Source organism: Carnobacterium sp. (assembly GCF_040274945.1).
Taxonomy (GTDB): Bacteria; Bacillota; Bacilli; order Lactobacillales; family Carnobacteriaceae; genus Carnobacterium_B.
Map to the genome: position 1 here is coordinate 218790 of NZ_JBEMAR010000004.1, position 11991 is coordinate 230780.

General features: G+C 34.6%; 11 protein-coding genes and 1 riboswitch. Of the genes, 7 read left to right on the forward strand and 4 right to left on the reverse strand.

The genetic code is table 11. The annotated features are described in order from the left end of the window. The first annotated feature begins 131 nt into the window (after positions 1-131). Genes ABS916_RS06195 through ABS916_RS06205 form a run of 3 tightly spaced genes read left to right on the forward strand, consistent with a single transcriptional unit; the run spans position 132 to position 4259 of the window. Positions 132-1112, forward strand: a complete 981-nt coding sequence (locus tag ABS916_RS06195) for a glycosyltransferase family 2 protein (RefSeq protein WP_350451061.1) — start codon at positions 132-134, stop codon at positions 1110-1112. Beyond that, positions 1096-1503 carry a GtrA family protein gene (locus ABS916_RS06200; RefSeq protein ID WP_350451075.1) on the forward strand — a complete coding sequence of 136 codons (408 nt, stop codon included), beginning with the start codon at positions 1096-1098 and terminating at the stop codon, positions 1501-1503. Before ABS916_RS06195 ends, ABS916_RS06200 begins: the two co-directional genes overlap by 17 nt. Before the next feature lie 8 nt (positions 1504-1511). Further along, positions 1512-4259: a YfhO family protein gene (locus ABS916_RS06205; protein ID WP_350451076.1), complete on the forward strand. Its 2748-nt coding sequence runs from the start codon at positions 1512-1514 to the stop codon at positions 4257-4259. 51 nt (positions 4260-4310) lie between these two features. Here the strand turns inward: ABS916_RS06205 and ABS916_RS06210 are convergent, their stop codons facing one another. The 3 genes from ABS916_RS06210 to ABS916_RS06220 form a co-directional block, all read right to left on the reverse strand. Next, positions 4311-5018: an MgtC/SapB family protein gene (locus ABS916_RS06210; RefSeq protein WP_350451062.1), complete on the reverse strand. Its 708-nt coding sequence runs from the start codon at positions 5016-5018 to the stop codon at positions 4311-4313. 136 nt (positions 5019-5154) lie between these two features. Then, positions 5155-5724: a chromate transporter gene (locus tag ABS916_RS06215; RefSeq protein ID WP_350451063.1), complete on the reverse strand. Its 570-nt coding sequence runs from the start codon at positions 5722-5724 to the stop codon at positions 5155-5157. Next, positions 5721-6299, reverse strand: a complete 579-nt coding sequence (locus ABS916_RS06220; RefSeq protein ID WP_350451064.1) for a chromate transporter — start codon at positions 6297-6299, stop codon at positions 5721-5723. The genes ABS916_RS06215 and ABS916_RS06220 overlap by 4 nt, the downstream gene beginning before the upstream one ends. Before the next feature lie 270 nt (positions 6300-6569). Between ABS916_RS06220 and ABS916_RS06225 the strand changes: the two genes are divergently transcribed. Together ABS916_RS06225 and gorA are read left to right on the forward strand one after the other, a co-directional pair. Beyond that, positions 6570-7424 carry a glycosyltransferase family 8 protein gene (locus tag ABS916_RS06225; RefSeq protein ID WP_350451065.1) on the forward strand — a complete coding sequence of 285 codons (855 nt, stop codon included), beginning with the start codon at positions 6570-6572 and terminating at the stop codon, positions 7422-7424. Between the two features lie 61 nt (positions 7425-7485). Continuing rightward, positions 7486-8838 carry a glutathione-disulfide reductase gene (gene gorA / locus ABS916_RS06230; protein WP_350451066.1) on the forward strand — a complete coding sequence of 451 codons (1353 nt, stop codon included), beginning with the start codon at positions 7486-7488 and terminating at the stop codon, positions 8836-8838. Positions 8839-9001: 163 nt separating this feature from the next. Here gorA and ABS916_RS06235 read toward each other — a convergent pair whose 3' ends face one another. Beyond that, positions 9002-9229 (reverse strand): hypothetical protein, encoded by a 228-nt coding sequence (locus tag ABS916_RS06235; protein ID WP_035020052.1) that lies wholly within the window; start codon positions 9227-9229, stop codon positions 9002-9004. Positions 9230-9514: 285 nt separating this feature from the next. After that, positions 9515-9615: riboswitch (purine riboswitch) on the forward strand. 168 nt (positions 9616-9783) lie between these two features. On the opposite strand from ABS916_RS06235, the gene ABS916_RS06240 reads away from it, so the two are divergent. Both ABS916_RS06240 and ABS916_RS06245 read left to right on the forward strand, forming a co-directional pair. After that, complete coding sequence (locus ABS916_RS06240) at positions 9784-11247, forward strand: NCS2 family permease (RefSeq protein ID WP_350451067.1); 1464 nt, start codon at positions 9784-9786, stop codon at positions 11245-11247. A gap of 191 nt (positions 11248-11438) precedes the next feature. After that, positions 11439-11915: an AI-2E family transporter gene (locus tag ABS916_RS06245; RefSeq protein WP_350451068.1), complete on the forward strand. Its 477-nt coding sequence runs from the start codon at positions 11439-11441 to the stop codon at positions 11913-11915. The last annotated feature ends 76 nt before the right edge of the window (positions 11916-11991 follow it).

Here is an 11991-nt window from a genome sequence, read left to right on the forward strand (position 1 = left end):
AATGCATTTAAAAGAAAATTCTCATTTAAGGGGTGCAAAATTAGACGTCTATTTTACTGTAAGATATACTAGTTAAGAAACGAACGTTTACAACTATGGGTTCGATGTACGATAATGAAGGGTTAGATTGAATGAAAACTATTACAATATTGATTCCTGCTTATAATGAAGAGGCAGTAATTGACAAAATGTATGAAAAGTTAGATAGTGTCTGTGGAGGTTTATCTCAGTATACATTTGAATTTTTATTTGTGAATGACGGAAGTACCGACAGAACGCTTGAGCAGATAAAAGCTTTTAAGGAAAAGGATTCACGCGTACAATATGTAGACTTATCCCGTAATTTTGGGAAAGAAACAGCCATGTTGGCAGGTTTTGATTATGCTAAAGGAGATGCCTTGATCATTATTGATGCCGATCTTCAACAACCTCCAGAAACATTTGCTGAAATGATTCATTGGTGGGAAGAAGGTTACGATGATGTTTATGCGGTGCGTAAAGATCGCGAAGGGGAAACGTGGTTAAAAAAATGGACCTCTAATATGTATTACCGTGTACTACAAAATGTTGCTAAAGTAAAAGTTTATCCGCAAGCAGGTGATTTTAGATTACTAGACAAAAAATGTGTAGCTGCTTTGACTCAGTTGAGAGAGCATGAACGTTATACAAAAGGAATGTATGGCTGGATAGGATTTAAAAAGAAAGAAATTTCTTATATAGCTGAAGCTAGAGTAGCAGGAGAAACGAAATGGAATTTGTCAGCTTTGATGAATTTAGCTTTAAATGGCATAACTTCTTACAGTACAATGCCTTTAAGAATCTGGTCAATTATCGGATTCATCATTTCAATGTTTGCCTTTGTCTATTTGACGATTGAAATTATTCGAACGATGTTATTTGGGACGAGTGTTGCTGGTTACCCTTCTCTAATTGCCGGTATCTTATTTTTAGGTGGTATTCAGCTGATATCGCTTGGTATTATTGGGGAATACTTAGGTCGAGTTTTTGTCGAAACGAAGGAACGGCCGGTGTACTTTATTCAAGAATATTCAGAAAATGAAACGAAGAAAGAGAAGGAAATAAGTGATGACAAAGATAAAGAATCTCGTTAGTAAATACGAAGAAATAATTGGTTATTTGATTTTTGGAGGATTGACAACGGTAGTGAATATCGTTGTTTTCTATTTATTTGATTCCGTTTTTGAAGTACATTATTTAATTGCAAATGCAATTGCTATTGTTGTATCTATTTTATTTGCTTTTTTTACCAATAAAAAATATGTCTTTAAATCTTCCACACCTACAGTCCAATTATGGTTAAAAGAATTTAGTTTATTTGTATCTTTCCGTTTACTATCAGCTATTTTTGATATGGGAAGTATGTGGCTGTTGGTTGACGGTCTAAATTTGAATGCAAATGTTGCAAAAGTCATTACACAATTTATAGTTGTGGTATTGAACTATGGATTCAGTAAATTTTTTATCTTTAAGCAAGGAGAGTGATTCAGTTGATGAAAGACCTTGGCGAGAATTTATTTGAAGAAAAAAAAATCACTAAGCTGACATTTGCTCTCTTTACAGGTTTGTTTTTTATTATGATCACAGCGATTTATAGCTATTTTATCGTGTTGCAAAAATCATTTATCTGGGAAGGTGATGGCTTTTCGCAGCATTATTTAATCTTTAAAGATTATCTACATCTGATAAAAACATACTTTGCAGATCCTTCAGCGGGTCTCCAGTTTTGGGATTGGACAAATGGCATGGGTGCAGATGTATTAAGTGCGTATGGGTATTATGTAGTAGGTGATCCGTTTGTTTACCTAGGATTGTTATTTCCTGCAAGCATGACGGAATTTGCCTATCATGTGCTCGTTTTACTGCGTGTATATGTTATAGGAATTGCTTTTTTATTCTATTGCCGCAGAATGCAACTAGCGAGTTCAGGTGCTTTAGTTGGTTCATTGATGTACACCTTTGCTTTTTATGTGGTATTAAATGTTACACGGCATCCTTTTTTCTTAATGCCAATGCTCTTTTTTCCGTTATTGTGTATCGGTATTGAAAAGATTTTGCACAATGAATCCAATACATTATTCATTGTAGTTATTTTTCTTAGTGCATGTAGCAATTTTTATTTCTTTTATATGTTGAGTGTACTGATTTTTATTTATGCGGTTATCCGATATTTTAATCTGTATGGTACAAAAAACAACAAATTACTTCTAGCTTATGTTTGGAAAGCTGTCTATTCTTATTTAATAGGGCTGTTACTGTCGAGTATTTTATTCGTCCCGATTGTAGGAGGGTTCTTACAATCATCGAGAGAGCCGGGAAGTTTTGCCAGTGGGCTGCTCGTCTACCCCGTTAAGTATTATTGGTCATTATTCTTAAACCTATTTATTTCTGAACGTTACTTATGGACGGTCTTTGGCTACTCATCATTTGCATTATTAATGGTGCCGATGCTTTGGATGCAACGCAAAAAGTTTAGCTTTGTTCCAGCCATTTTAGGATTGTTCGCAGTGATGTTGACACTGCCAGCATTTGGTTCCATTATGAATGGTTTCGCAGGTCCTTACAACCGTTGGACATTTGCTATTCCGTTGTTTGTTTCATTAGGAGCCGCAATACTTTACAATAGTCGGTTTAGCTTAAAGAAAAAAGAAGTTTTAGCTATGGGCTGTATGATTCTGCTTTATGGAGGAGTATTGTTTGTAGTTATTCAAGTAATCGATTTTAGAACAGCTTTTATTGCTCCTTTGATTTTTGCAAGTTTGATGTGGCTGGTATTACTTTTAGCAAATAAACAGCAAAATAAAAAAGCCTTAACAAAACGTTCTAAAGGATTTTATTCTGCAGTGTTATTACTGCTTATCATGGCGAATTTAGGCTACAATGCAATGGATTATTATTACTCATGGGGACAAAATACGATAGAGTTATCAGTAGATTATGGAACGATTGATGACGACTATTTAACGACTTTTGATCGTTTAGAGAAACAACTTCCACAAGATACAGATATCTCTCGCATTGGAGTAACCAGTAAAGACAATCATATAAAGAATCAATTCATTATTTTAGAAGAAATGGGACTGAATTCTTATCTATCTGTTTCAAATGGTTTTATCTCAAATTTTGCCCGCCAATTAGGAACAGGCCAATTTCAGCTTATTCAACCTTTACGAAATGGATTTGACGACCGACAAATTGTAAATAATTTTTTAGGTGTTCGCTATATTCTGACAGAAAAAGAAAATGAAATTTATCTTCCATATGGGTATGAAGTAGTGGAAAACCTTTCTGATAAGAGTTCAGATTTTATTGTTGCTGAAACAAAAAATTACTTTCCTTTTGCATCTGCCAATCCGACATACCTAACTTATGAATTGTTTGAAAAAATGAATCCTATCGAAAAAGAGCAATTTTTATCTTACGGAGTTGTGGTTGATTCAAAAGAGGTTGAGACAACGGATTTGACAGTGTTTAACCAGCCGTTAAACGTCAAAAGCGAAGGATATCAATTGATATCCGAGGATAAAAGTAAAGCTGACATTGTAGAAGATGGACTAACGATAAAAGAGGATAATGGAAAAGTGGAACTGCTACTGGATGATCCTACCATGTTGCAACAGGCTGAAGTGTATGTTTATTTGGAAGGATTAGATTTTACACCTAGTGTAAGTGATCCTTTAACAGGCACACCTACTGCTTTTAACGCTAGAGTAAAATTAGGGGAACGAAAAAAGACGATTCGTCAATCAGATGTATTGAGTTTTAGTTCTTACTTTAAACGAACAAATATGTTGTTCAATATGGGGTTTCAAGATGAAAACAGTAAAGAAGAGACAATTTCTCTTCAATTTTCTAAAGCTGGAAACTATAAGCTAGAAGATATTACCGTATTTGTTGTTCCTCTAGATAAGGATTATTCAGACAGAGTGATGGAGAAGAGAGACAATCAATTAAATATTGAAACGTTCAGCAACAAAATGATCAGGGGCTCAATTACTATGGCTGAACCGTCGATCTTAGCTACTACGATTCCATTTACTCAAGGTTGGAAAGCAGAAGTCAATGGTGAGAAAGTTGACACGATTCTTGTTAATGAAGGTTTTATAGGACTTCCATTGGAGTCAGGAACTTCAGAAGTAACGTTTACGTATCAACCACCATTTTTAATTCTGGGAGCTTTTCTTTCTTTAGCAGGAATCATCTTATTGGCATTAAACCATGTATTTTGGAATAAACACTAAAGAGAGGTAGAAAAAAAGAACAAAAGTGAGTAATGTTCACTTTTGTTCTTTTTAGTTTTCTCTTAACGTATGAACACGATGAATGTATTCAAATTCTGAGAGATCTTCTACTACAGAAGCAATCGATTTAGTATCCGGCAAACTAAGTGTGTAAAGGTTAATGTAACTGTTTTTCTCTACATTATTAGTATCCACACTATAATCTAAGCCGAGAACATTGATTCCCATACTAGCAAAATAACTAGTAAGAAATTTTTTTGTTTCTTCACGATTTACATAATAAATTTCGATTCTTTTTGAACTTTGAACACGAAAGAGTCTTTTGATTACACGTAAAACAAGTAAAATGACTAAACAACCCATTAGAGCTAAGAAATAGCTTCCCATACCAACGGCTATGCCTAAACCAGCAATCGTCCAAATAGAAGCAGCTGTTGTCAGTCCGGTAACACTTTTTTTAGTCACGATAATTGTACCGGCACCTAAGAATCCGATTCCGCTGATGATTTGAGCAGGCATCCGAGTCATATCTGTATTTAACACTTGAGCCAGATCTGGTTGACTTAACCCCATTTCAACTGTGCTGTACGTAACTTGTAGTTGGACTAAGGTAATAATACAGGCTCCAGCACACACCAAAATGTGTGTGCGTAAACCAGCATCATGGCCTTTGATTTCTCGCTCATAACCAATCACGCTTCCAAATGCAACAGCCAAGATCAAGCGGAGAAAAATTTCGCTGTATTCTAATTCAAACATTTAAACACCTGCTTTCTAGAGGAACTATGCAAAATGAAAGTGCTTTAATTGACTCTTTTTCTTTAGTATAAAGCAGACAAAAAGATTCACAAATGATTTAACTTTAACAGTGCTATAATTTTTTTGTATTAGTAGTTTAGAGTGTCGTTACTCCATAAATCACTAGTCTCACTAATCCTGCTGCCAACATAACAAAGATAGGTCCTATTTTTGTTTTTCGCAGTAAAATTAAGCCAATACCAAACAAAATCAAGGAAATCCAATCTAATTCAACCCATTCAACTGGAAGGGTTTCGCTGTTAAATAAAGCAGTCAAAAGAATAGACAATCCAGCAGAAGCAATCAAAGCAACGACAGCTGGACGCAAGCCTTTGATAACTCCTTGGACTAAAGACAACCCTTTGTATTTATAATAGAGTACTGCTAAAAGCAGAACGATAATAACAGAAGGCGTGATACATCCTAACGTGGCTATCAGTGAACCAGGGATTCCGGCTACTTTTGTCCCAACAAAGGTAGAAGCATTTAAAGCAATCGGGCCAGGTGTCATCTGTGAAATCGTTAGAATATCAATGTATTCAGTACTAGACAGCCAATTGTTTTGCTCGACTACTTGTTCTTGAATCAATGGCAAGGCTGCATAACCGCCTCCAAAGCTTAAAGCTCCAACTTGGAAAAAGCTCCAAAATAATTGCAAATAAATCATCTGTTTAGCCCTCCTTTTGTTACATGTGACTCTCTATAGGTTGTATAAGCACCTATTGCGCCACAAATAAATAAAATAACGACAATATTAATTGATGTAAAGGCGGCTGCTAAGAAAGCAAGAATCATGACAATGATGGGTAGTATCTTTTTATTTTTAGTAATTCCTTTGACCATGTCAATAACGACATTTACGATAACAGCAGCGACTCCAGCTTGCATACCAAATAGCACAGCATTTACAATAGCATTGTCACGAAAAGCCAAATAAAAATAAGAAACAATCGTGATGATCACAAGTGGAGGTATAGAAGTTCCCAATACTGATAAGAGAGCTCCTCGAATGCCAGCCATACGGTAACCAATGATAATCGAAGCGTTAACCGCAATTGGTCCTGGAGAAGATTGAGCGATAGCTACTAAATCGAGCATTTCTTCTTCTGTGATCCATTCTAACTCTTTTACAAAACGTTTTTGCATAAGTGGAACAATGACATAGCCTCCACCAAAGGTAAAGGCGCTCAATGTGAACGTGGATAAAAATAATGTCCAATAAAATGATGCATCTTTTTTCATAGTACTCTCCTTTTTGTTATAAAATAAATTTCATTAATTTAAGTATACATTAAATCAAAGTAAAAAAAAAAATGTACGATACAATGTACATTTTTTTTCTACAATAATAGTTTTTTTAAAACTACTTTGATTGCAACTTCAGCTCGTTTAATTCATACTTTAATGTAGCTACTAAGGTGATGAAGAAGGAACGTTTGAAAACAGCATAAGGTAGAGAAAAATAGGTGACAAATAAACTATAAATAAGTAGTAAGGTATAGGAGAAATGGTATGAATTTATTATTTACACTTAATGAAAACTATTTAGAGCCACTCTTTACATCTCTTCGCTCAATCTTTCGCTCAAATGATAAAGAAAAAATGACGATTTATTTGATGCATCAAAATATACCACACAATAGAATAATCGAAGTAGATGATTTTGTAACAGGGAATGGACATACATTCTTTCCAATAGATTGTAAAAAACTTTTTTCAGAAGAAGCAGTTGTTAATCGCTACTATTCGATTGAAATGTATTATCGTCTGCTGGCTCCATTCGTGTTGCCGTTAGAAATAGATCGGGTTTTATATCTTGATCCTGATATTATAAATTTACGTTCTTTTTCAAGCTTTTATAAGCAAAATTTTGATGGGAAGTTGTTTGTAGCGACAACACATGACTATGCTACAAAATGGATACAACCGATTAATAACATTCGCTTAGGAACTCTATCATCTGAAGATTACTTCAACACGGGGGTTATTTTGATGAACCTCACTTTAATACGGAGCACTCGCAATCGCGAAGAAATAATAACAGCAATCAAGATTAATAAAAATCGGTTAGTTCTTCCGGATCAAGATATTTTTAACCATTTATATTGGGATGAGGTTAAAGAAGCTGATTGGCGAATTTATAACTTAGATGCTCGTTTTTATTCTCAATTAAAACGCGTTTTTCCACGTAAATTTTCGATTGAATGGGTAGAAGAAAAGGTCGTATTCATTCATTATTGTGGAAAACACAAGCCTTGGATCGAAAGAGAAAGTTACCGACATGAACTAGGCGGTTACTATCATTATTTTGAGGATATCTTAAAACAAGAAAATGAGTTAAACTTAATGATAGAAGAAAATGAATAAGTGATAGTTTTTTGAAAAGACTATAGTAAATTGAAAACAAAAAAGAAAGTAGGAATAGTTAATGGTTAAAAAGTATGATTATATTGCAATTGGTGGAGGAAGCGGCGGTATTGCTTCAGCTAATCGTGCTGGAATGCATGGAGCGAAAGTGGCTTTGATTGAAGGCAACGCTATTGGTGGAACTTGTGTCAATGTAGGATGTGTTCCTAAAAAAGTTATGTGGCATGGAGCTCAAATAATGGAAGATATGGAACTATATGGAGAAGACTACGGTATTACAATTAAGGATCGTCAACTAAATTTCGGAAAATTGGTAAAAAATAGAGAGGGATACATCTCTCGATTGCATACTATTTATCAAAAAAACTTAAATAATAATAAAGTGGATTTGATCAACGGTTATGCAAAATTTGTCGATGCACATACTGTCGAAGTGAACGGGGAGCATTACACAGCGGATCATTTCTTAATTGCTACTGGTGGTCGTCCAGCTTGGCCAGAAATTCCAGGAGCAGAATACGGGATGACCTCAGATGGTTTCTTTGAACTAACGGAACTACCTAAACGGGTAGCAGTTGTAGGAGCTGGATATATCGCTGTTGAATTAGCAGGTGTTTTACATGGGTTAGGTTCGGATACGCATTTATTTGTTAGAAAGCATGCGCCGTTACGAAATTTTGATTCGATTATTGTCGAAGGACTTGTTGAAACAATGGCTAGAGAAGGAGCAGCTTTACATATCCATGCTGTTCCTAAAGAAGTGAAAAAAAATGAAGATGGTTCTTTAACCATTCATTTTGAGGACGGTTCTTCACATACAACAGATACTGTCATTTGGGCAATTGGTCGTGAACCAAATACAAAAGATTTGAATCTTGCGGTAACGGATGTTGAATTAAACGATGGTGGGTATATTAAAGTAGATAAGTACCAAAATACGACAGCTAAAAATATTTACGCTATTGGAGATGTAGTCGGTCGTATTGAATTGACTCCAGTTGCTATTGCTGCAGGACGTCGATTGTCTGAGCGATTATTCAACAATAAACCAAATGAGTTTTTGGATTATACAAATATTCCAACCGTTATCTTCAGTCACCCGCCAATCGGAACGATTGGAATGTCTGAGGAAGAAGCAAAGGAAACTTATGGTGAAGCAGATATTAAAGTGTATACATCCATCTTTACCTCTATGCACAGTTCTATAACAGCTAACAGACAAAAAACGTACATGAAACTAGTGTGCCAAGGTGAAAATGAAAAAGTAGTTGGTTTGCATGGGCTTGGAAGAGGTCTGGATGAAATGATTCAAGGATTTGCAGTAGCCATAAAAATGGGTGCAACAAAAGCGGATTTTGACAACACAGTGGCTATTCATCCTACTGGATCGGAAGAGTTTGTTACAATGAGGTAATCAAAAAATAAATTGAATACAGCAAAATAAGGTTGAGGCATATTGCTCAACCTTATTTGCTTATGTCAAAAATTTTAAAAGTTCAATACCAAGAACCATCAGCTGTATAGTGAAAAAATTTACCGATTTTGAATGATGAAAGTCAATTAAATAATGTAGTATGCTATTCGTACGTCCATTTACCAGTGCTATCGTAATGCACAAGTTCACCATTATTAAAATGAACATCTACGGTTTGAAGACTGTTGTTCCATACGACTTCTTTAATATTTTCCTTATCATATTTAATGGGATCATCTAACGTATCCATGTGTTGCGCGTAAACATTTGCTAACAAGCTGATCTGACTTGAATCTAACTCGCTGTAACCTTTTACTTGTGTGAAATCCATACTAATTCCCCCTTGTTTATGATAAATCTATTGTAACTCAATCTATGCAAAATAAAAAAGAAAACCCTTTAGTATAAGAAGTTGAAATTAGGTAGCATGGTCAATAAAATAAATCTAGAAAAAGAAAGCGGTTAAGGATTAGAAACAAATAAGAGGGAATAAAGGTTATTTTTTTAGGATTTCTTAATTTAACTGATTTTTTCAAACAAAACACGAACAATAATCTAATTAAATTAGTGGAATATTTCTTTTGTGGTTGTTTTATACTGAGCCATCTTCTATAATTAACATGCAATGTTTAGAACCGAATATAATTAAGCGATATGGGCTTTAAGTTTCTACCGGACACCGTAAATGTTCAGACTATTGGTTCTAAATAAACTCATTTAGGTTTATTTAGAGTTTCATTAGACACATTGAAATAACTGCGATTATTTATACTTGTATTTTTGTACTTATATCTTTTACGAAGCAGTTAGGTAGAAAATTAAAGACTCTGTAGGTTTAACTATTCAGGTTCACTTGTAATACAAATAAAGTGGGGAAATAGTAAAATGGAAAAGTTTTTTAAGTTGAAAGAAAATGGCACTAAAGTAAGCACTGAAATCACGGCAGGTCTAACAACTTTCTTTGCGATGTCTTATATTATTTTTGTTAACCCAGCAATTTTATCTTTAACGGGTATGCCTACACAAGCTGTTTTCTTATCTACTATAATAGCAGCTGCTATTGGTACATTAGTGATGGGATTATTTGCAAATGTCCCTTATGCACAAGCTCCTGGAATGGGATTGAACGCATTCTTTACGTATACAGTTGTTTTTGCACTAGGTTTTTCATGGCAAGAGGCTTTAGCAATGGTGTTTATCTGTGGGATAGTGAATATCTTGATTACAGTAACAAAAGTACGTAAATTGATCATTCATTCAATTCCAGAAAGTCTGCAACATGCAATCAGTGCTGGAATCGGCGTTTTTGTTGCTTATATCGGAATTAAGAATGCAGGATTTCTTCAGTTTACTTCTGAACCTGGAAATATCCAAACGGTTAACAATGCTTCTTTTGATGCAGCAGCTTCTTCTTATCCAGATGGTATTTCAAGTGTTGTAACTGGTGGTGGAATTGTCCCTGCATTAGTTAACTTTACAAGTCCTGGATCATTATTGGCCTTGATTGGCTTGATCATTACAGTGATTCTACTAGTTAAAAATGTTAAAGGTGCTATTTTAATTGGAATTATCCTTACAACGATTATTGGAATTCCAATGGGAGTTGTTGATTTATCTGTCGTATCTAATCCAGCTAATTCACTAGGAAATGCTTTATCAGAATTAGGAACAACTTTTGGTGCAGCATTCGGTAATGAAGGAATGATTTCATTATTTACAGATGTAGCACGTTTACCTCTAGTTATTATGACGGTTTTTGCTTTTAGTTTATCGGATATATTTGATACTATCGGAACCTTTATTGGGACTGGTCGTAAAACAGGAATATTTAGTGCTGAAGACGAACTAGCACTAGACAATAGTGCTGGATTCAAAACAAAAATGGACAAAGCATTATTTGCAGACGCAATTGCAACTTCTGCAGGAGCTATTTTTGGGACTTCAAATACAACAACTTATGTTGAAAGTGCGGCCGGCATTGGTGCTGGTGGAAGAACTGGTTTGACAAGTGTTGTGGTAGCTGTATTATTCTTATTAACAAGTTTATTTTCGCCACTAGTAGCGCTTGTACCGACTCAAGCAACCTCTGCTTCTTTAATATTAGTAGGTGTAATGATGATGTCATCGTTCTTAGAAATCAATTGGGAAAGCTTGGAAGAAGCCATTCCAGCATTTTTTGCTTCAATATTTATGGGATTATCGTATAGTATTTCTTATGGTATTGCTGCAGGATTCATTTTCTACGTTATTGTTAAAGTTGCCAAAGGAAAAACAAAAGACATTCATCCGGTATTATGGATCTCAACTGGACTGTTCGTTCTTAATTTCGTAATTATGGCTTTCATTTAAAAAATGAAAGAATAAAAGGCGTTTAACCTAAAGTTTCTAATATATTCTCTAAATCACCTTAATCAATACAGGAGAGACTGTTATTGTTAAGGTGATTTTTTTGTAGTTTAAAAAAATACTACTCAAGTTGGGTTGCATCAACTTAATCTTGTTGTACAATAGAAGCAATGAATGAGAAATGAGGAATAAAAATGAATGATTTAAAAGAAATTTTATCTCAATCAGTAAGAGGGATCAAAGGATATTTTAAAGCGGAATTGAAATTATCGGTATTGACCTTTATCTTACTATGTATTGGGTTTGTTATTATTGGAATTGATTATTGGGGATTAAAAGCTTTAGGAATTGCTATTGTAGACATGGTTCCTATTTTAGGAAGTGGAATTATTATGATTCCGTGGGCATTAATTCATTTCTTTATGGGAAATACCACATTGGCTTGGCAAATCGGTTTATTGTATATCGTTATCAACGTTATCCGCCAAGTTGCTGAACCGTTTGTTACAGGCAGAGAAATTGGTGTAAGACCTCTTTACACCTTTATTTCGACTATTGCTTGTATCCTGCTATTTGGTCCATTTGGAGCTATATTAGGAGCGCTCGTAGCCATAGTAATAAAAGCAGTTTACGAAGTGAAAATGGTCCGAAAAAATTATTCAAGTAAATAGAGAAATAGAGAAGAGGGGGGGGGAAAAAAAAAACCCAAAAAGAAAAATAATAATTTTTTTTATAAAAACGGCGCCA

What these genes read in the sequence shown, in the direction of transcription:
- ABS916_RS06220 (WP_350451064.1), bottom strand. Translation starts at nt 6,299, where the DNA reads ATGAAAAAAGATGCATCATTTTATTGGACATTATTTTTATCCACGTTC.
- ABS916_RS06210 (WP_350451062.1), bottom strand. Translation starts at nt 5,018, where the DNA reads ATGTTTGAATTAGAATACAGCGAAATTTTTCTCCGCTTGATCTTGGCT.
- gorA (WP_350451066.1), top strand. Translation starts at nt 7,486, where the DNA reads ATGGTTAAAAAGTATGATTATATTGCAATTGGTGGAGGAAGCGGCGGT.
- ABS916_RS06235 (WP_035020052.1), bottom strand. Translation starts at nt 9,229, where the DNA reads ATGGATTTCACACAAGTAAAAGGTTACAGCGAGTTAGATTCAAGTCAG.
- ABS916_RS06240 (WP_350451067.1), top strand. Translation starts at nt 9,784, where the DNA reads ATGGAAAAGTTTTTTAAGTTGAAAGAAAATGGCACTAAAGTAAGCACT.
- ABS916_RS06195 (WP_350451061.1), top strand. Translation starts at nt 132, where the DNA reads ATGAAAACTATTACAATATTGATTCCTGCTTATAATGAAGAGGCAGTA.
- ABS916_RS06215 (WP_350451063.1), bottom strand. Translation starts at nt 5,724, where the DNA reads ATGATTTATTTGCAATTATTTTGGAGCTTTTTCCAAGTTGGAGCTTTA.
- ABS916_RS06245 (WP_350451068.1), top strand. Translation starts at nt 11,439, where the DNA reads ATGAATGATTTAAAAGAAATTTTATCTCAATCAGTAAGAGGGATCAAA.
- ABS916_RS06225 (WP_350451065.1), top strand. Translation starts at nt 6,570, where the DNA reads ATGAATTTATTATTTACACTTAATGAAAACTATTTAGAGCCACTCTTT.
- ABS916_RS06205 (WP_350451076.1), top strand. Translation starts at nt 1,512, where the DNA reads ATGAAAGACCTTGGCGAGAATTTATTTGAAGAAAAAAAAATCACTAAG.